14 protein-coding genes are annotated in these 20,476 nt (G+C 72.3%); 5 read left to right on the top strand and 9 right to left on the bottom strand.

All coding sequences use genetic code 11. The features are described from left to right. Window positions 1-18 precede the first annotated feature (18 nt). A complete protein-coding gene (locus tag OG900_12105) occupies window positions 19-2,268 on the top strand; it encodes a glycoside hydrolase family 3 C-terminal domain-containing protein (protein ID WUH90766.1) in 2,250 nt (749 codons plus the stop codon). Between the two features lie 53 nt (window positions 2,269-2,321). Here OG900_12105 and OG900_12110 read toward each other — a convergent pair whose 3' ends face one another. Continuing rightward, window positions 2,322-3,746 (bottom strand): DHA2 family efflux MFS transporter permease subunit, encoded by a 1,425-nt coding sequence (locus OG900_12110; GenBank protein ID WUH90767.1) that lies wholly within the window; start codon window positions 3,744-3,746, stop codon window positions 2,322-2,324. A gap of 157 nt (window positions 3,747-3,903) precedes the next feature. Between OG900_12110 and OG900_12115 the strand changes: the two genes are divergently transcribed. Together OG900_12115 and OG900_12120 are read left to right on the top strand one after the other, a co-directional pair. After that, window positions 3,904-4,578 carry a TetR/AcrR family transcriptional regulator C-terminal domain-containing protein gene (locus tag OG900_12115; protein WUH90768.1) on the top strand — a complete coding sequence of 225 codons (675 nt, stop codon included), beginning with the start codon at window positions 3,904-3,906 and terminating at the stop codon, window positions 4,576-4,578. 341 nt (window positions 4,579-4,919) lie between these two features. Beyond that, on the top strand, window positions 4,920-7,319 hold the full coding sequence (locus tag OG900_12120; GenBank protein WUH95722.1) for an endonuclease/exonuclease/phosphatase family protein: 2,400 nt from the start codon (window positions 4,920-4,922) through the stop codon (window positions 7,317-7,319). A 65-nt stretch (window positions 7,320-7,384) separates the two neighbouring features. Here the strand turns inward: OG900_12120 and OG900_12125 are convergent, their stop codons facing one another. Beyond that, window positions 7,385-8,230 (bottom strand): ABC transporter permease, encoded by an 846-nt coding sequence (locus OG900_12125; protein WUH90769.1) that lies wholly within the window; start codon window positions 8,228-8,230, stop codon window positions 7,385-7,387. Continuing rightward, window positions 8,227-9,189, bottom strand: coding sequence for an ATP-binding cassette domain-containing protein (locus OG900_12130; GenBank protein ID WUH90770.1), 963 nt, complete (start codon window positions 9,187-9,189; stop codon window positions 8,227-8,229). The genes OG900_12125 and OG900_12130 overlap by 4 nt, the downstream gene beginning before the upstream one ends. A gap of 713 nt (window positions 9,190-9,902) precedes the next feature. On the opposite strand from OG900_12130, the gene OG900_12135 reads away from it, so the two are divergent. Further along, the gene (locus OG900_12135) at window positions 9,903-11,327 is read left to right on the top strand and encodes a discoidin domain-containing protein (GenBank protein ID WUH90771.1); all 1,425 of its coding nucleotides are present in this window, start codon (window positions 9,903-9,905) and stop codon (window positions 11,325-11,327) included. A gap of 65 nt (window positions 11,328-11,392) precedes the next feature. Here the strand turns inward: OG900_12135 and OG900_12140 are convergent, their stop codons facing one another. The 6 genes from OG900_12140 to OG900_12165 all read right to left on the bottom strand — a co-directional run bounded on the left by OG900_12140 (window position 11,393) and on the right by OG900_12165 (window position 17,828). Further along, on the bottom strand, window positions 11,393-12,328 hold the full coding sequence (locus OG900_12140; GenBank protein WUH90772.1) for an NADP-dependent oxidoreductase: 936 nt from the start codon (window positions 12,326-12,328) through the stop codon (window positions 11,393-11,395). A gap of 5 nt (window positions 12,329-12,333) precedes the next feature. After that, window positions 12,334-12,852 (bottom strand): hypothetical protein, encoded by a 519-nt coding sequence (locus OG900_12145; GenBank protein ID WUH90773.1) that lies wholly within the window; start codon window positions 12,850-12,852, stop codon window positions 12,334-12,336. Between the two features lie 456 nt (window positions 12,853-13,308). Further along, window positions 13,309-13,851: an ATP-binding protein gene (locus OG900_12150; protein ID WUH90774.1), complete on the bottom strand. Its 543-nt coding sequence runs from the start codon at window positions 13,849-13,851 to the stop codon at window positions 13,309-13,311. A 287-nt stretch (window positions 13,852-14,138) separates the two neighbouring features. Continuing rightward, on the bottom strand, window positions 14,139-14,906 hold the full coding sequence (locus tag OG900_12155) for an enoyl-CoA hydratase-related protein (GenBank protein ID WUH90775.1): 768 nt from the start codon (window positions 14,904-14,906) through the stop codon (window positions 14,139-14,141). 26 nt (window positions 14,907-14,932) lie between these two features. After that, window positions 14,933-16,171 (bottom strand): Ig-like domain-containing protein, encoded by a 1,239-nt coding sequence (locus OG900_12160; protein ID WUH90776.1) that lies wholly within the window; start codon window positions 16,169-16,171, stop codon window positions 14,933-14,935. Window positions 16,172-16,634: 463 nt separating this feature from the next. After that, window positions 16,635-17,828: an Ig-like domain-containing protein gene (locus OG900_12165; protein ID WUH90777.1), complete on the bottom strand. Its 1,194-nt coding sequence runs from the start codon at window positions 17,826-17,828 to the stop codon at window positions 16,635-16,637. A 338-nt stretch (window positions 17,829-18,166) separates the two neighbouring features. On the opposite strand from OG900_12165, the gene glgX reads away from it, so the two are divergent. Continuing rightward, entirely contained in the window at window positions 18,167-20,404 is a 2,238-nt protein-coding gene (gene glgX, locus OG900_12170) for a glycogen debranching protein GlgX (protein WUH95723.1), read from the top strand. Window positions 20,405-20,476 lie beyond the last annotated feature (72 nt).

Consider the following 20,476-nt stretch of genomic DNA (forward strand, 5'->3'; position numbering starts at 1 on the left):
CCCCCACACGGAGTCCCCATGCCCAGATCCACGTTCCGCAGAGCGGGTGTCGCCGTCGGCGCCGTCCTCGCGATGCTCTCCCTGACCGACGCGGCGGTGAACGCGACCGCCGCCACCACCACGAGCGCCCGCGCGAGCGCGGCCGGACTGCCCTACCAGGACCCCTCGCTGCCGGTGTCGCAGCGGGTGGCCGACCTGCTGGCACGGATGTCGCTCGACGAGAAGATCGGCCAGATGACCCAGGTCGACAGGACCGCGCTGGCCGCCGCGCCGGGCGACCTGGCGACGTACCGGATCGGTTCGGTGCTCTCGGGCGGCGGTTCGGCGCCGAGCACCAACAACGCCGCGAGCTGGGCCGATATGTACGACGGCTTCCAGCGGACCGCGCTCGGGACGCCGCTGGGCATCCCGATGATCTACGGGATCGACGCGGTGCACGGCGACAACAACGTCTACGGCGCCACGATCTTCCCGCACGACATCGGGCTCGGCGCGACGCGCGACCCGTCGCTGGTGCAGCAGGTCGGGCGGGTCACCGCGGAGGAGGTGTCGGGGACCGGCATCGACTGGGACTTCGCGCCCTGCCTCTGCGTGGCACGCAACGACCGGTGGGGGCGGACGTACGAGTCGTTCGGCGAGACGCCCGACCTGCCGTCGCAGATGACCACCGAGATCACCGGGCTGCAGGGCGAGACGCTGGGCGGCGCGGCCTCGGTGCTGGCCACCGCCAAGCACTACATCGGCGACGGCGGCACGGACGGCGGCGTCAACGAGGGCAACGCGACCCTGTCGGAGGCGGACCTGCGGGCGATCCACCTGCCGCCCTTCAAGGCCGCCGTCGACCGCGGGGTCGGCGCGGTCATGGTGTCCTACAGCAGCTGGAACGGCGTCAAGGACCACGCCAACCAGTACCTGATCACCAGCCTGCTGAAGGGCGAACTCGGCTTCTCCGGCTTCGTGGTGTCGGACTGGGCCGGGGTCGACAAGATCGACGGGCGGTCCGGCTTCACGGCCGCCGAGGTGGCCGGCGCCGTCAACGCCGGTATCGACATGGTGATGGTGCCGACCGACTACAAGTCCTTCGTCGCGGACCTGAAGAGCGATGTGAGCAGCGGCGCGGTGACGACGGCGCGGATCGACGACGCCAACCGGCGCATCCTCACCAAGAAATTCCAACTCGGTCTCTTCGAGCACCCGTTGACCGACCGGTCGTACACCTCCACGGTCGGCTCCGCCGCGCACCGGGCGGTCGCGCGGCAGGCGGTGCGCGAGTCGCAGGTGCTGCTGAAGAACGATGGCGGTGTGCTGCCGCTGGCCAAGTCCGCGAAGGTCTTCGTGGCCGGCAAGTCCGCCGACGACATCGGCAACCAGAGCGGCGGCTGGACGATCAGCTGGCAGGGTTCGAGCGGCGCGATCACCCCGGGGACGACGATCCTGCAGGGCATCAGGTCCGCGGTGAACAACACCTCGCAGGTGACGTACAGCAAGACCGGCGACGGCATCAACGGGTCGTACTCCGCCGCGATCGCGGTCGTCGGCGAGACCCCGTACGCCGAGGGCAGCGGCGACCGCACCGGCTCGATGGGCCTGGACCAGGCCGACTTGAGCGTGCTGGCCAAACTGAAGGCCAGCGGTGTGCCGGTGGTCACCGTGCTGGTGTCCGGCCGCCCGCTGGACATCGCGGCCCAACTCCCGGACTGGAAGGCCCTGGTGGCCGCGTGGCTGCCGGGCACCGAGGGCAACGGCGTCTCCGACGTGCTCTTCGGCGACTACGCGCCCACCGGCAAGCTGCCGATGTCGTGGATGCAGAGCGCGTCGCAGGAGCCGATCAACTACGGCGACGGCAAGACGCCGCTCTTCCCCTACGGCTACGGGCTGACCTACGGCGACACGACCCCGCCGACCTCCCCGCCGCCCACCACTCCCCCGCCGACGACGCCTCCCCCGACGACCCCGCCGCCCACCGGGTCGGGCTGCACCGCCCAGTTCGCGGTCACCAACTCCTGGTCGGGCGGCTTCCAGGCGAGCGTGACCGTCGCCAACCCGGGTACGTCCGCGCTCGCCGGCTGGCGGGTCGCCTGGTCGGCGCCGACGGCGACGATCACCAGCCTGTGGAACGGCACCCTCACCCAGAGCGGCTCCGCCGTCACGGTGGCCAACGCCCCCTACAACGGCGCCGTCTCCCCCGGCGCCTCGATCTCCTTCGGCTTCACCGCCAACGGCACCCCGGGCTCACCCCTGCCCACGCCGGTCTGCACGGCGGGCTAGGGTCCGCTGTTCCTGCGGTGCCGGGCCCCCGCGCCCGGCACCACAGGGGGCGGTTACGCCGCTGCCGCCGCACCCGTGATCTGCTCCGCGCTGGGCGCGAGCCGGGGTGAGAGCAGGGTGATCACGAAGGTGCCGGCGGTGAAGGCCGCGGCCACCAGCAGGCCGCGGTGGAAGCCGTCGACCAGGGCGTCGGTCTGCGAGGCGCCGCCGGTCAGCGCGTGGGTGGTGCGCGAGGTGGACAGCGTGGTGACCACGGCGAGTCCGACCGCGCCGCCGACCTGCTGGAAGGCGGTGAAGACGCCGGAGGCGGCGCCCGCGTCGGCATGGGTGACGTCGACGACCGCGGCGATCTGCGCCGGCACCGAGACCGCGATGATGCCGAGGCCGAAGAGGACGAGGCCCGGCATGATCTGGCTCGCGTAGGAGCCGGTGGCGTCGGCGCCGGAGAGCAGCACCAGGCCCGCCACGCTCAGCAGGGTGCCCACGGTCTGCACGGGCCTGGTGCCGAAGCGGGTGATCAGCGGGGTGGCGAGCACCGCGGCGCCGATGGCGGCGCCGCCCATCGGCAGGAATTCCACCCCGGCCCGCAGCGCGCTGTCGCCGCGCACCTGCTGGAGGAAGATCGCGGTCAGGAAGAACATCGAGAGGAAGGCCGCGCCGGTCAGCGCGATGGCGCCGCCCGAGCTGCTCAGGGCGCGGGACCTGAGCAGCCGCATCGGCACCAGCGGGGTGTCGGTGCGGGTCTCGACGACCAGGAAGGCGGCCAGCAGCAGCACCCCGCCGGCCAGGCAGCCGATGACCTCGGCCGAGGACCAGCCGAGCGGTTCCGCGCGCACGACGGCGTAGACGACGCCGAGCAGCCCGGCGGTGGCCAGGACCGCGCCGAGCGCGTCGAAGCCGCGGCGGCCGGCGTGCGGCTTGACGTGCGGGACGATCAGCGGGGTGGCGATGACCAGGGCGGCCACGATCGGCACGTTGACGATGAAGACCCAGCGCCAGCTGAGCGAGTCGACCAGGAAGCCGCCGGCGACCACGCCGAGGGTGCCGCCGAGGCCGGCCAGGCCGCCCCAGACACCCATGGCGATGTTGCGCTCCCTGCCGTGCGGGAAGGTCACGGTGAGGATGCCGAGCGCCGCGGGCGAGAGCATCGCGCCGCCGAGGCCCTGGAGGGTGCGGGCCGCGATGAGCAGGCCGGGCGAGCCGGCGAGGCCGCCGGCCAGCGAGGTCACGCCGAAAAGGATCAGGCCGGCGACGAACACCCGGCGGGACCCGAGGAGGTCGGCGGCCCGGCCGCCGAGCAGCAGGAAGCCGCCGAAGACCAGGGTGTAGGCGCTGATCACCCATTGCAGGCCGTCGGCGGTGAAGCCCAGGTCGGACTGGATGTTCGGCAGTGCGACGTTCACGATCGTCACGTCGAGCACCACGATGAATTGGGCGAGGGCCAGCACGGTCAGAGTGGCCCAGGGACTGCGTCGCATAGCAACCTCGGAAGGGATAGCAGCCTCGGAAATTTTTGTTTACAGCGTATGCTTACGGCGCAACCATACAGGCATTGCTTACTTTGTAAACAGAGGTGCGATGTGTACGCTGTAGACCACTGCGGGGGGCGGATGTACGGGTGAAGGGTGAGCGGACATGGCGGCTCAGAAGCGTTTGAACCGAGACGAACTGGTCACCACCGCACTGACCGTCGCCGACGCCGAGGGGCTCCCCGCGGTGACCATCCGCCGGGTCGCCCAGCTGCACGACGTCACCCCGATGGCCCTCTACCGGCACTTCCCCGACAAGGAGGGCCTGCTGGTCGCCCTCGCGGAGCGGCTGCTGTCCGGCGCGGTGGTGCCCGAGCCCGACGAGCGGCCCTGGCACGAGCAGTTGCGCGATCTGCTGAGCGGCTTCCTTGACGCCCTGCGCCCGCACCCCAACGCCGCGATGCTGGTCTTCAACGGCATGGTGACCACCGAGCCCGGCCTGGCCATCACCGAGCGGGCGCTGGCGCTGATGGCCCAGGGCGGCATGTCGGTGGAGCGCAGCGCGGACGCCGCCAGCCAGATCCTCGGCTCACTGGTCGCGCTGGCCATCGCGGAGCCGGGCCGCGACCTCGGCCCCGACCCGGAGGCGAGCGAGGACGCGGTCCGCGCCAAGCGCGCCACCCTGCTCGCCCTGTCCCCGCGCCGCTACCCGCACATCGTGGCCGCCGCCGACGCGATGGCGGCCTGCGCCGACCAGCAGCTCTACTTCGACCGGGGCATCGACCTGATCGTCACCGGCATCCGCGACGCCGCCCGCGCGGAGGCGGCCGCCGCGCACTGACCGCCGCCGTCGGCGGCTGCCCGGCGGGACGCCTGTGGCGTACGTGACGGACCGTCATCCACGACCGGTGGGACGTATCGGCCCGTAGGGCACGGGCATGCCGCACAACACCCAGATTTAACCTCGATACTCCTTCTGCGTCCGGATCTACGCGCGTATCTTGAGGCCGATCGCGCATGCCCCGACTCGGGGTGACGCGCCGTCACCATCAGTCGCCTCCTCGAAGGAGAACCCCTCCGGTGTCGCACCCCTCTGAGGCCGCCGAGGCATCGTCCCGCCCCACCAGACCCCTTCCCACCGGGCTCCGCAAGCGGTTCCTGCCCATCGGCATAGCCGGTGCCGTGGTGCTCGCCGGGATCGGCGTGCACGCCGCCTTCGCCGCGCCGTCCGCCGACGCGCTGATCGCCGAGGTCTACGGGGGCGGCGGCAACACCGGCGCCACCTACACCAACGACTTCGTGGAGCTGGCCAACGCCGGTGCCTCCGCGGTGGACCTGGGCGCCTACAGCGTGCAGTACCTGCCGGGAGCGCCCACCGCCTCGTCCAAGTGGCAGGCCACGCCGCTCACCGGTTCGCTGGCCGGCGGCGGCCGCTTCCTGGTCCAGGAGGGCGCGGGCACCGGCGGCACCACCCCGCTGCCGACGCCGGACGCCACCGGCGGCATCAACATGTCGGGCACGACGGGCACTGTCGCGCTGGTCACCGGCGCCGACCCGCTGACCTGCCTGACCGCGGCCGACTGCGCCGCCGACCCGCGGGTCAAGGACCTGGTGGGCTACGGCACCGCGGTGGTGCGCGAGGGCAGCGGCCCGGCGGCCGGCGCGAGCAACAGCAACTCCGTCACCCGGGGCGCCACGCTCACCGACACCGACGACAACGCGGCGGACTTCACCCCCGGCCCGCCCACCCCGCAGAATTCCGGCGACAGCGGCGGCGGCCCGACCGACCCGCCCACCACCCCGCCGACCACCCCGCCCACCACCCCGCCCACCTCGCCGCCGACCGGCACCGAGGCGAAGATCCACGACATCCAGGGCGACACCCGCAACTCGCCCTTCGCGGGCAAGGCGATCACCGGCGCGACCGGCATCGTCACCGGCGTGCGGGACTACGGCTCGTCCAAGGGCTTCTGGATGCAGGACCCGAACCCGGACGCCAACCCCCGTACCAGCGAGGGCATCTTCGTCTACACCAGCTCCAGCCCCACCGTCGTGGTCGGCGACAGCGTGTCGGTCGCCGGCACCGTCTCGCAGTACTACCCGGGCGGCGCCACCACCGGTGTGCAGGCGATCACCGAGATCACCAAGCCCACGGTGACCACGGTGTCCTCGGGCAACCCGGTGCCCGCGCCGGTCGTGCTGGACGACAAGTCCGTCCCCGACGCCTTCGTGCCCAGCGCGGGCGGCGGCAGCATCGAGGACCTGCCGCTGCGGCCCGCCGACTACGCGCTCGACCTGTACGCGTCGCTCGAAGGCATGAACGTGCAGATCAAGGACACCCGGGTGGTCGGCGCCTCCGACCCGTACTCGGAGCTGTGGGTCACGGTCAAGCCCAAGCAGAACCCGACCAAGCGGGGCGGCACCCTCTACACGGGCTACGACCAGCCCAACTCGGGCCGCCTGATGGTGCAGTCGCTGCTGCCGACCGCCACCTCGCCCTTCCCGACCGCGAACGTCGGCGACACCCTGGGCGGCACGACCGAGGGCCCGCTGGACTACAACCAGTTCGCCGGTACGTACGCGCTCCAGGCCCGCACCCTGGGCACCGTCGAGAGCGGCGGCCTGCAGCCCGAGGTCACCGCGAAGGCGTCCGCCGACCAGGCCACCGTCGGCACGTACAACGTGGAGAACCTGGCGCCCGGCAATCCGCAGTCGAAGTTCGACGCGCTCGCCCAGGGCCTGGTGCACAACCTGCGCTCGCCCGACATCGTGGCCCTGGAGGAGATCCAGGACAACAACGGCGCCACCGACGACGGCACCGTCGTCGCCGACCTGACGCTGACCAAGCTCACCGACGCTATCGTGGCGGCCGGCGGCCCGCGCTACCAGTGGCGCGAGATCGACCCGGTCAACGACAAGGACGGCGGTGAGCCGGGCGGCAACATCCGGTCCGTCTTCCTCTTCAACCCGCTGCGAGTGGGCTTCACCGACATCCCCGGCGGCGACTCGACCACCCCGGTCGGCATCACCGGCACCGGCGACAAGACCTCGCTGACCGCCTCCCCCGGCCGCATCGCGCCCGCCGACCAGGCCTGGAACACCAGCCGCAAGCCGCTGGTCGGCCAGTTCACCTTCCGCGGCAAGAAGCTGTTCGTGATCGCGAACCACTTCGACAGCAAGGGCGGCGACCAGGGCATCGACAGCCACCTCCAGCCGCCGGTGCGCAGCTCCGAGGTGCAGCGCGTGCGCCAGGCGATCCTGGAGCACGACTTCGTGCAGCAGCTGGAGACCGCGGACAAGAAGGCGAACGTCGTCGTCCTCGGCGACCTGAACGACTACCAGTTCTCGCCCGCCGTGCAGAGCCTGACCGGCAACGGCTCGGTGCTGACCGACCTGGTCAACACCCTGCCGGCGAAGGAGCGCTACTCCTACGTCTACGAGGGCAATTCCCAGGTCCTCGACCACATCCTGGTCAGCCCGAACCTGGACAGCCGCGTCGACTACGACGTCGTCCACATCAATTCCGAGTTCGCCGGCCAGACCAGCGACCACGACCCGCAGGTCATCCGCCTGCGCCCGTAGCGCACGCCTCGGCGGTGGGGGCGGGCGGCCGGCGGGCCGCCCGCCCCCACCGCTGTCCGGGGGTGTCACACCGCTCTGCGGTAGAGCCGGACGCCGAGCGGCGCGAAGACCGCCACGATGCCCGCGTCCCAGGCCAGCGCCTGCCAGACGTCGGAGCCCACCGGGCCGCCCAGCACCAGGACGCGGACGGCGTCGGCGGTCTTGGACACCGGCTGGTGCACGGCGAAGGCCTGCAGCCAGCCCGGCATGGTGTCGACCGGGACGAAGGCCGCGGAGGCGAAGACCAGCGGGGCCAGCACGGGGAAGGCCGCCGCCTGGGCGGTCTCCGGGTCGCCCACCGCCATGCCCACCACCGCGAAGATCCACGACATCGCGAAGCCGAAGGCCAGCACCAGCAGCACCCCGCCGAGGAACGCCAGGACCCCGGCGTGGATGCGGAAGCCGATGGCGAACCCGACCCCCGTCATCAGCCCGACGACGAAGACGTTGCGCACGAGGTCGGCCGTGGTGCGCCCCACGAGCACCGCCGATCTGGCCATCGGCAGCGAGCGGAACCGCTCCATCAGACCCGTCTGCATGTCCGTGGCCAGGCCGATCGCGGTGTTCATCGACCCGAAGACGGCCGTCTGCACGAAGATGCCGGGGATGAGGAAGTCGACATAGCTGACCCCGTGCAGCGCGGGGGCCACGACACCGCCGAACACGTAGCGGAACATCAGCACGAAGACCAGCGGCTGGATGGTCGAGAAGACCAGCAGCCGGGGTACGCGGCGCAGCCCGATCAGATTCCGCCAGGCGACGGCGAGGCCGTCCTGCGCGGTACGCACCAGGCGCGGACCGCTGTGGGTGAGCGGCTCCTGGGGGTCGGCGGGGCCGTTGCGTCCCCGGTGCGGGCGGGCGGCGTCCGTCACGGCCCGCCCCCCGGGCCGTCGCCGCCCGGCAGCCCGGTCAGCTGGAGGAAGACGTCGTCGAGGCTGGGCTCCCTGACCGCGACGGTGCCGGGCACCAGGTCGTGCGACTCCAGCACCCGCAGCACCTCAAGGAGCGGCCGGGTGCCCTCACGCGAGGCCAGGCTGAGCCGGGGGCCGTCGACGCGGGGCGGCTCGCTGAAGCCGCCCCGCAGCAGGTCCGCCGCGCGCGCCGCCCGGTCGTCGCTGACCATGTCGATCTCGATGACCGTGCTGCCCATCCGGGACTTCAGGAGCGCGGGCGTGTCGTCGGCGATGACCTGGCCGTGGTCGATGACCACCACCCGGGAGGCGAGCTGGTCGGCCTCCTCCAGATACTGCGTGGTGAGCAGCACGGTCGTCCCGTCGGCCACCAGCTCCCGGATCAGGTGCCACAGCGCCTTGCGGCTCTGCGGGTCCAGGCCCGTGGTCGGCTCGTCGAGGAAGAGCACCGGCGGGTCGGGGACCAGCGCGGCCGCCACGTCCAGGCGCCGGCGCATGCCCCCCGAGTACGTACGCGCCGGACGGTCGGCCGCGCCGGTCAGCTCGAAGCGCTCCAGCAGGTCGGCCGCGCGCCGGCGGACCCGGGAGCGCCGCACATGGGTCAGCCGCCCGATCAGCCGCAGATTCTCCCTGCCGGTGAGGTTCCTGTCGACCGCCGCGTACTGGCCCGCCAGGCCGATCAGGCCGCGGACGGTGGCCGGCTTCCGCACGACGTCGTGCCCCAGCACCTCGGCGCGGCCGCCGCTCGGCGCGAGAATCGTGGTCAGGATGCGGATGGCGGTGCTCTTGCCCGCGCCGTTCGGGCCCAGCAGGCCCAACACCGTCCCCGGCTGGACCTCGAAATCCACGGATTCCAGTGCGGTCACCGGCCCGAAGCGTTTGCTCAGGCCGCTCACGGTGATTGCCGGTGCCTCTGCCAAGGCCCCACCTCACTCCCACGGGTGCGCCCCTCTCCGATTGTCACTCCCCCCTGCCGGGTGCGCCCGCCCGCCGCCGCGGTGGCTCCGCGGTACCCCTCCGGCAAGGGGGGGGTGCCCTTCTGCCGGCCGCGGGGGCCGTGGGGTGCCCCTTCGGCAAGGGGGGGTGCCCTTCCGCCGGCCGCGGGGGCCGTGGGGTGCCCCTTCGGCAAGGGGGGGTGCCCTTCCGCCGGCCGCGGGGGCTGTGCGGTTCCCCTTCGGCAAGGGGGTGCCTGACAGGGGCGCGGGGAACTGCGCACCCAGCCCCCACCAGGCGCGCGGGTCGCCACCGTCCGAAAGGGGCTGTTCGGTCCGATCCGGACCACCGGCCGGTGGACGGCTGAGCGCGCAGTTCCCCGCGCCCCCGGGGGGTCGTTGCGGTCCGGCGGAACACGACGGCGAGTGGGGGCTGGCCGCGGCAGCGGGTGGTTGCCGGAAGTCGGCGCCACGACGGTGGGTGGGGGCACGACGCGCCGTGGGGGTAAGGGCTTTCAGGGGCCAGGTGACCCCCGTCACCTGCGCCCCTTGTGCAACTCCTTGACGCCGGATCCGCCGCGTACTAGAAAAACCCCTGCTCGAAGAGAGCGCTCTCACATGAAAAGAGAGCGCTCTCACGCAAGTCCCAGCGGATTGCCTCGCACCCCCCACATCGGGCAGATCGGGACAGGAGATCACGCATGTCCATCGGACACGCACCACTACCCCCCACACCCCCTGGCGGCCACCGCCTGCTGCGTACGAAGGCCCGGCTGACCCTGGCCGCGTTCACCGTCGGTGCGCTGAGCCTGGCCGGGCTCGCGGTCGCCGCGGCGCCCGGCGGCGCCGCCACGCCAGCGGTCCAGGCGGCCGCGCAGGCCGCCGCCCCCGCCGCGGTCCCGGGGCCGCCGTCCGGCTTCACCACCACCTGGAGCGACGACTTCAGCGGTGCCGCCAACACCGGTGTGAACACCGGGAACTGGAAGTACGACACCGGCCCCGGCAGCAGCTTCGGCACCGGCGAGATCGAGACGATGACCAACAGCACGTCCAACGTCTTCCAGGACGGCAACGGCCACCTCGTGCTCAAGGCCCTGCACAGCGGCAGTGACGCGCGCTCGGGCTGGACGTCGGGCCGGATCGAGACGCAGGCGGCGACCTTCGGGGCGCCGGCCGGCGGCGTGGTGATGATGCAGTCGTCGATCCAGCAGCCGAACCTGACGACCGCGAACGGCGCCGGCTACTGGCCGGCCTTCTGGATGCTCGGCTCGACGCTGCGCAGCGGCGTGGGCTGGCCGACCTCCGGTGAGATCGACATCCTGGAGGACATCAACTCCCGCAGCTCCGTCTTCGGCACCCTGCACTGCGGCACCGGCTCCGGCGGCCCCTGCCACGAGACCACGGGCATCGGCAGCGGCGAGCGCGCCTGCTCCGGCTGCCAGACCGGCTACCACACCTACGCGGTGCAGATCGACCGCTCGGTCTCGCCCGAGCAGATCCGCTGGTACCTGGACGGCGCGAACTACTTCACCGTGAACTCCACCCAGGTGGACGCCACGACCTGGGCGAACGCGGTCGACCACCCGTTCTTCATCATCTACGACCTGGCGATGGGCGGCGGCTTCCCCGACGCCTTCGGCGGCGGCCCCAACTCCGCCACCGTCTCCGGCGGCCAGATGAGCATCGACTACGTGGCGGTCTACAACAAGGGTCCGGGCAGCACCACCCCGCCGCCCTCCGGCGGCAACCTGTCGCAGGGCAGGACCGCCACCGCGTCCTCGGCGGAGAACGCCACCTTCCCCGCCGCCAACGCGGTGGACGGCAACACCGGCACCCGCTGGTCCAGCGCCTTCGGCGACCCGCAGTGGATCCAGGTCGACCTGGGCGCCAGCCACACCATCAGCCAGGTGAAGCTCAACTGGGAGGCGGCGTACGGCAAGGCCTTCCAGATACAGACCTCGGCCAACGGCACCAGCTGGACGGACGTCTACAGCACGACCACCGGGACCGGCGGCAACCAGACGCTCGACGTCTCGGGCACGGGCAGATACGTCCGGGTCTACGGCACCCAACGTGCCACGCAGTACGGCTATTCGCTCTTCGAGTTCCAGGTGTTCGGCAGCTGACCCCTGACACCGAAGGGGGCGGGCCGGACCTCCACGGTCCGGCCCGCCCCCTTCGCCGTCCCGGGTCAGGGCAGCAGCACGATCTTGCCCCGCAGGTGCCCGGCCTCGCTGGCGCGCTGGGCGTCGGCGGCCTCGGCGAGCGGGTAGGTCTGGTGGATGGCCACCTCCAGGATGCCCTCGGCGTGCAGGGCCAGAGCCTCGGCCAGGGCCGGCTCGCCGCGGTAGCCCTCCTTGCCGCCGCCCGAGCTGAAGGCGACACCGTATTCGCCGGCGGTGACCGGGTTGCCGATGGTCAGCACCCGGTCCTTGCCACCGGTCAGCTCGACCGAGGCGGCCAGCGACTCGGGGAAGCCGGTGGTGTCGAAGGCCGCGTCGACGCCTTCGGGGGCGGCTTCCCGCACCCGGTCGACGAGCCCGTCGCCGTAGCTGACCGGGATCGCGCCGAGCGCGCGCAGGTGCTCGTGGTTGGCCTCGCTCGCGGTGCCGATGACCCGCAGGCCGCGGGTGACGGCGAACTGCACGGCCACGCTGCCGACGCCGCCGGCCGCCCCGTGCACGATCAGCGTCTCGCCGGCCTGCACGCCGAGCGCGTCGAGGGCGCGGTAGGCGGTCTCGGTCGCGGTGGGCAGGGCCGCGGCCTCGGGGAAGCCGAGGGAGCCGGGCTTGACCGCCAGCTTCGCGGCCTCGGCGAGGGCGAGCGACGCGTAGGCGCCGGAGGCGGTCGGCCCGAAGACCTCGTCGCCGACAGCGAGGCCGGTCACGCCCTCGCCGACGGACTCGACCACGCCGGAGGCCTCCAGGCCGGGCACGTGCGGCAGTTCCACCGGAAAGGCCGCGTTCATGGACCCGGACCTGATCTTGTGGTCGAGCGGGTTGACGCCGGCCGCGCGCACCTCGATCCGCACCTGGCCGGGCCCGGGCTCCGGTACGTCGATGTCCCTCGGGTGCAGCACGTCGGCGGAGCCGAACTCGGTGAAGGCGATGCCCTTGGCCTTGGTCATGGAATTCACGATCCTTGCAGCAGTCGGGGAGCTGAGGTGTAGGGAACGGCGCTGTGCCGTCCGGCATTCCCCATCGTGACCTCCCGGCGCCGCGGCCGCTCGGGAACGCCGGGAGCACCCCGTGTCCCGAAGACCACATGACGCAGCAGCAGGAACCGCGCTGTCCCGGCGAGCCCGGAGGCGCCGAGGTAGACGCCCTGCCGCAGCAGCGCACCGCCACCCGGGTGCAGCCCGTCGAAGGCGAGCAGGGCGCCGGTGGTGAAGGCGTACGACAGGGCGACGGTCAGCCCGCTCGCCGCGTGGTCGCTCCAGCCCGCGCCGCCGCGCCCGAAGGTGAAGCGCCCGTGCAGTTCGGTGGCCAGGACGGTGGAGGCGACCGTGATCACGGCGTTGGCCAGGGCGAAGGGCACCCGGTGGCCGATCAGCAGCAGCACCCCGCTCGCCAGCAGGGTCACCCCGCCGCCGCAGATGACGAAGCGGACGAAGGCGGCGACCGGTCCGCTGCGTGCCGTCGGCGCTGCCATGGCCAACTCCTTTGTCGGGGGCGGCCGCTGGGCGGCGACCGGCTCGTGGACGACTCTGCCGCAGCAGGCGGCGGGCGCCCATCCGGCGCAACCCCCATTACGGGTTGGGGGTACCCCCACCCTCGCCTCGGGGTCTTACCCGAGGTCTCTCAGCAGATGAAATATTAGAAGCCTATAAGGAGAATTTCCCGTGATTTACAAGGTGAGTGGCGCACATCACCCACACATCACTCGATAGATTGCCCCGTCTGCCGGATATGCCCCTTATGCACGCTTGCTTCCGCGGCGGCCGGCGTGCCAGAGTCGGGACAACAGCCGATCGACCCGAGCAAAGGCTGTTCCACAGGCGCCGCGGACCACACCCCCCTGCTCCGCGGCGGTCACGAAGAGGCCCCTTCCACCGTCGCAACCCGACGCAAGGGGCCTCTTCGCATGCACCGGCGGCGGCCGGCGGAACTACCGCTCGGGCACCCGCAGTTCGAACCAGCTGGTCTTGCCGCGCGGCAGCAGGTCGACGCCCCACCGGTCGGAGAGCTTGTCCACCAGGAAGAGGCCGCGCCCGCTGGTGTCCATCTCGCGCACCGGCAGCAGGCAGGGCAGCGCCCGCGACGGATCGCGCACCTCGACCCGCACCCAGCCGCGCCGCCGCCGCATCCGCAGCCCGAAGCTGCGGGCGCCGGTGTGGCGCACGGCGTTCCCGACCAGCTCGGAGACCAGCAGCTCCACGGTGTCGCCGTACTGCGGCAGCCCCCACAGCCGGACCACCGACAGCGCCAGCCGACGGGCGGTGGAGGCGGATTCGGGGCGCGAGGTCAGATGGACCTCGCGGACCGACGGATCGCCCAGCAGGTCGAGCACCGTGCTCGCGGCGTCCGCGGCACTCTCGGCGTCGGCGTCGGCGGCTTCGGCTTCGGCGGCGCCGGGCAGTACGGGTACGGCACCAGCGGCGGTTTGCGCGTTCACCCGCTGCGGCTGCTCGGATCCACCCCTGCCCGACATGAGTTCATCATGGCCGCCCGAATGGCGTTGCGGGGTGCAACCGAGGGAATTGGCGAAGAGGAATGGCCCGTTCCATCCCGCTGTTTCGGCATATACCGGGGGCAAGAATCACCCCATCCCAGCCATTACCACCTGCGGTGTTGGTGAAGCCAACCATCCCGGTGATCAGTGGCGGACCGGAATTCCTTAAGACTGCCATAAGGCTGCCTTAAGGTGGGCCGCCACCAGCGGGCTACCGCTGTTCGTTCACCTGTACGGGAATCGTACAGACCTCGTGGGGCTCCCGGTCAGCGGAATTCGGCCTTGCCCGGACCGTCCTCGACGAAACTGCGCATTCCCGTCTCACGGTCGGCGGTCGCGAACAGGCCTGCGAAGAGCCCGCGTTCGATGGCCAGCCCGCGGTCCAGGTCGGTTTCCAGACCGGCGTCCACCGCTTCCTTCGCCGCCCGCAACGCGTAGGCCGGGCCGCGGGCCAGCCGCGCCGCCCACGCCAGCGCCCTGGCGTGCACCTCGGCGGCCGGGGCCACCTGGTCGACCAGCCCGATCGCCAGCGCCTCGGCGGCGCCCACCATCCGCCCGGTGAAGATCAGGTCCTTGGCCCGCGAGGGCCCCACCAGCCGCGCCAGCCGCTGCGTCCCGCCGGCCCCCGGAATCAGCCCGAGCAGGATCTCCGGCTGCCCCAACTTCGCGTCCTCCGCGGCGATCCTGATGTCCGCGCACAGCGCCAGCTCGCAGCCGCCGCCCAGCGCGTACCCGGTCACCGCGGCGACCACCGGCTTGGGAATCCGGGCCACCGCGGTGAAGGCCTCCTGCAGCGGCCCCGCCCGGTCGGCCATGTCCTCGTACGACATGGCCTGCATCTCCTTGATGTCCGCTCCCGCCGCGAACACCTTCTCCCCGCCCCACAGCACCACCGCCCGCACGTCCGGCCGCTCCCCGGCCTCCCGCGCGACCTCCCTGAGGCGGTCCTGCGTGGCGCTGTCCAGCGCGTTCATCGGCGGCCGGTCCAGCCGGATCGTGCCGACACCGTCGTCGACTTCGAGGGTCACAGTCATGCCGCGAGACTACGACCCCCGGGCGGTCAGGACTTCCACTGGCTCCAGGGGAGGTTCCAGCCGTTCAGGCCGTTGTACCACTGGACCGTCTTGTCCTTGGAGTTGATGACCTGCACCACGTCGCCGAGGATCGAGCTGTTGTAGAACCAGGCGGCCGGGGTGGTCGCGTCGCCGGCGCCGCGGACGTCGTGGAGGCCGACGCAGCCGTGGCTGGTGTTGCTGTGGCCGAAGACGGAGGGGGCGGCCCAGTAGTTGCCGTGGATGAAGGTGCCCGAGGTGGTCAGCCGCATGGCGTGCGGGACGTCCTTGATGTCGTACTCGCCGCCGAAGCCGACCGTGTCGCCGTTCATCCGGGTGGTGACGTACTTCTCGGAGATCACCATCTTGCCGTTGTAGGTGGTGTGCTCCGGGGCGCCCGAGGAGATCGGGATGGTCCTGATCGCCTTGTTGTCGCGGTAGACCGTCATCGAGTGCTTCGCGGCGTCGACGACGCTGACCTGGCGGCGGCCGATGGTGAAGTGCACCGACTTGTGCTGCTTGCCGTAGACGCCGGGGGCGCCCTCGACGCCCTTGAGGTCCAGGTCGAGGGTGACCTTGGTGCCGGCTGCCCAGTAGTCGGCCGGGCGGATGTACAGCTCCTCGCTGCCGTTCCAGCGGGCGGCGACCGGGACGGACGGGGACGCGCTCACCTTGACGCCGGCCTCGACGGCCTTCTTGTCGGTGATCGGCCGGTTGAACTTGAGGTAGACCTCCATGCCGACGCCCACCGTGGACCCGTCCTCCGGCGTGAAGTAGCCGACGAAGGTGTCCTTCGGGGTGACCGTGGTGAAGGTCGAGTGCTTGTCGGACTCGCGGCCCGCCGCGTCCTTGGCGCTCGCGTCCACCGTGTACTGCGTGGAGGTGTCGAGGTGGCCGGTCGGGGTCCAGCCGAGGCCGTCGGCGCTGATCTCGCCGGGCACGGCGGTGCCCTTGTCGTCCTTGACCACGACGGTGGACAGCCTGCCGCCGCTCGCGGCGACCTTGAGGGTGCCGGTGGTGGCCACGTCGTCGGCGCCGTCGCCCGGCGCTATCGAGACGACCGCGGTCGAGGCCACGGTGTCCGCGCTGGCCGACGCGCTGGGCGCCTTGGGGTCGCCGGCCGCCGCCGAGCCGCTGTCGTCACCGCTGCCGCCGCTGCCGCACGCCGTCGCGAGCAGCAGCAGCGCGCCGAGCGCGAGCGCCGTCACGCTTTTCCTGATGCCAGGCGCCACACCTATCGGCTTCAATTCCGCTGCTCCCTGCCCGCTACCCGCGCTCACTACCCTGGACTCCCCCGGATGGCGCTAGACAACCACACCTCGGGCGTGCCCGGACACCCTGCTATGTCACCATTCCGTCCCAGATAGCTCTGTACCCGGGTACGGTGAGCGTCAGGCTCCGCGGGACCGGCCGTACGGACGTGCGAACAGGGGGACTTACCGGGGCGTATCGCCGCCGCCGGCGGGTGTCAGCCCCTGCGTGGTCCGCGTGGCTGCGAGGGACGTGGCTTCGGGTCGGTGCTGCACCCCATTTTCCGGCAGTCCGGGTTCGAGCAGGACATCTTCGTCACTCCTTGCTGTCGTGCATGCGTACAGCCGTGTGCACCGGCGCCGCGGCATGCGGCAGCGTCGGACACGCGGTCGTGAAGATCGACGCACGACGGGGTGATTCGGTTCCACCTGGCGGGAGTTCACAGGTTCTAACCCGGACTTACAGGGCGGAACCCGCGGTCCACTGCCGCCAGGTGAGATTCCAGCCGCTCATGCCGTTGTCGGGGGCGACCGTGGTGTCGTGGGAGTTGACGACCCGGATCGGGTCGCCGACCAGGGAGTGCGCGAAGAACCAGCCGGCCGGGGTGTCCGGGCCGCCGCCCTTGGTGTCGAGCAGGCCGATGCAGCCGTGGCTGACGTTGGTGCGGCCGAAGACCGACGGGGCCGACCAGTAGTTGCCGTGGATGAAGGTGCCCGAGCGGGTCAGCCGCATCGCGTGCGGGACGTCGGGGATGTCGTACTCGCCGCCGAAGCCGACGGTCCTGCTGTCCATCCGGGTCACCGCGAACTTCTCGGCGATGACCATGACGCCGTTGTAGGTGGTGTGGTCGGGGGCGCCGGCGGAGATGCCGAGGCTGCGCAGCACGCGGCCGTCCCTGCGCACGGTCATGGTGTGCGTCGCCGCGTCGACGGTGGAGCGCTGGTCGCGGCCGATGGTGAAGTGGACGTCCTTGGACTGGGTGCCGTAGACGCCGGGGGCGGCCTCGACGTCGCGCAGCCGCAGCCGCAGGGTGACGCGGGTGCCCGGCCGCCAGTAGTCGGCGGGGCGCAGGTCGAGGCGCTGGTCGCCGAACCAGTGGCCGACGACGGTGGCGGCGGGCACGGCGCCGACGGTGATGCCGCGCTCGACGGCGGCCCGGTCGGTGACCGGGCGGCTGAAGCGCAGGGTGACGATCATGCCGTCGCCGACGGTGGCGCCGTCCTCGGGGGTGAAGAAGCCGATCACGGTGTGCTGCGGCACGGCCGTGGTGAAGACGGCGTGCTTGGCCGCGGTCCGCCCGTGCGGGTCGACCGCGAGCGCGTCCACCGTGTACTGCGTGGCCAGTGCGAGGCGTCCGGCCGGGTGCCAGCTGCGGCGGTCCGCGGACAGCGTCCCGCCGACGGGGGTGCCGTCGGCGGCCTGGGCGGTGACCTGGCTGAGGGTGCCGTCCGCGACGGTGACGGCGAGGGAGCCGTCGGCGGCTACGTCCTTGGCGCCGTCGCCGGGTGCGACGGTGATCACCGCCTGGGACAGCCGGGGCGCGGCCGTCACCCGGTCCGCCGGTTTGGCGTCGGGCCCGTCACCCCTGCCCGTCCCGTCGCCGCAACCGCCGATCGCCAACGCGCACAGCACCGCACCCGCACCTGCGCGCACCGCGCGCCTCACCGCTTCTCTCACGCCCCGTCAACGACGCCACCTGCGCCGGGGAAACGCGTCCCGGCGGCCCGTATCGTGGGCCGCCGGGGTGAGTCCGGGGCCCCGGGTGGGAAGGAATGGTGCAGGGACACGGTGGGCCGCCGGGCACGGGACGTCCGGGCGAGCCGTCGCCGTGTCCGAGCCGCGGGAGGAAACACGTGTCGGAGACACGCGAGTTCGGCGTATCCGGGTGGGCGCAGGGCGCCGCACTGCCCATCGCGGCGCCGGCCGCCGGCCCCGGTCCTGGCCCGGACCTGGACCTGGACCCCCGCCCGCCGGGCAGCGGCACGGGCACCCTGGCCGCTCCCCCGCCGCAGCGCGCCGCCCCGGCCCCCGCGGCCGGCCGGCAGCGCCCGGCGCCGCGGTCGGCCGATGTGTGGCCGGGTTCGCCGCAGCCGCTCGGCGCCCGCTTCCACACCGGGCCCGACGGGCGTGCGGGCACCAACTTCGCGCTGTGGGCGGGCAGCGCGGAGTCGGTCGAGGTGTGCCTGTTCGCGCCGGACGGCACCGAGACGCGGGCGCCGCTGACCGAGCTGACGCACGAGGTGTGGCACGGCTTCGTGCCCGGGGTGCTGCCGGGGCAGCGCTACGGCTACCGGGTCGGCGGGCGCTGGGACCCGTGGACGGGCGGCCGGTGGAATCCGGCGAAGCTGCTGCTCGACCCGTACGCGCGGGCGGTGGACGGCGACTTCGTGCTGGTCCCCGAGGTCTACGGGCACGCGCGGGACTGGCCGGAGGCGTCGGTCGCCGACACCGTGCGCGACGACCGCGACTCGGCGCCCTTCGTGCCCAAGGGCGTGGTGGTGGACGACGACGACGACTGGGAGGACGACCACCGCCCGAAGACCCCGTGGTCGGACACGGTGATCTACGAGCTGCACGTGCGCGGCTTCACGCGCCGCCACCCGGACGTCCCGCCGGAGCTTCGCGGCACCTACGCCGGGCTGGCGCACCCGGCGGCGATCGCGCACCTGACCGGGCTCGGGGTGACGGCCGTGGAGCTGCTGCCGGTGCACCAGTTCGCCCACGAGGAGCACCTGGAGCGGCGGGGCCTGCGCAACTACTGGGGCTACAACTCGATCGGCTACTTCGCCCCGCACGCCGCCTACAGCGCCAGCGGCCGCGGCGGCCAGCAGGTCGGGGAGTTCAAGCGGATGGTGCGGGCACTGCACGCGGCGGGGATCGAGGTGATCCTCGACGTCGTCTACAACCACACCGCGGAAGGCGCCCAGGGCGGCCCGACACTGTCGCTGCGCGGCATCGACAACCGCACGTATTACCGCCTCGGCGACGACCCGCGCGGTTACGCCGACTACACCGGCTGCGGCAACACGCTGGCGGTGACGCAGCCGCATGTGCTGCGGCTGATCACCGACTCGCTGCGCTACTGGGTGACCGAGATGGGCGTGGACGGCTTCCGCTTCGACCTGGCGGCGGCGCTGGCCCGCTCGATGCACGACGTCGACATGCTCTCGCCCTTCCTCGCGGTGATCGCCCAGGACCCGGTGCTGCGCCGGGTGAAGCTGATCGCCGAGCCGTGGGACGTCGGCTCCGGCGGCTACCAGGTGGGCGCCTTCCCGCCGTTGTGGACCGAGTGGAACGACCGCTTCCGCGACACGGTCCGGGACTTCTGGCGCGGCGCGACCTCCGACGTGCGGGACCTGGGCTACCGGCTGTCCGGGTCGAGCGACCTCTACGACTGGGGCGGCCGGCGGCCGTACGCGTCGGTGAACTTCGTGACGGCGCACGACGGCTTCACGCTGCGCGACCTGGTCAGCCACCAGCGCAAGCACAACGAGGCGAACGGCGAGGACGGCAGGGACGGCACCGACGACAACAGGTCGTGGAACTGCGGCGCGGAGGGCCCCAGCGACGACCCGGCCGTCGAGGCGCTGCGGCGGCGGCAGGCGCGCAACCTGCTGTCGACGCTGCTGCTGTCGACGGGGGTGCCGATGCTGGTCGCGGGCGACGAGATGGGCCGCACGCAGGGCGGCAACAACAACGCCTACTGCCAGGACAACGAGACGAGCTGGGTGGACTGGTCGCTGCTGGCCGAGCCGGGCTGGGCGGCGCTGCGCGATCTGGCGGCCCGGCTGATCGCGCTGCGCCGGGCGCATCCGGTGCTGCGCAGCGGCGGCTTCTTCTCCGGTCTCGCGTCGGCGCCGGAGGGGCTGCGGGATGTGGCGTGGTTCGGGGCGCAGGGGCGGGAGTTGACCGACGAGGAGTGGTTCGCGCGGTCGGCGACGCTGGGGATGTACCTGTCGGGCGCCGACATCCCGCACCGGGACGCCCGGGGCGAGCCGGTGGTGGACGACAGCTTCCTGCTGGTCGTGCACGCCCACCACCGCCCGGTGGCCTTCACGCTGCCGGGCATGCCGTGGGGTTCGTCGTACGAGCTGCTGCTCGACACCGCGGCCGAGGAGCAGTCGGCGGAGCCGCTGGTGCCGCCTGCCGCGGCGGGCGCGGCCGTACGGGTCGCGGCACGTTCGGTACGGCTCTACCGGGCGGTGCGCGAGGGGGCGGGGGCGGGCTGAGGCGGGGGTGAACCGGGGTGGGCCCAGGGTGAGTTCAATCACCAGACCATCATGGTGAATCGGCTGGACTCC

It is taken from the genome of Streptomyces sp. NBC_00433 (assembly GCA_036015235.1).
Lineage (GTDB): Bacteria > Actinomycetota > Actinomycetes > Streptomycetales > Streptomycetaceae > Actinacidiphila.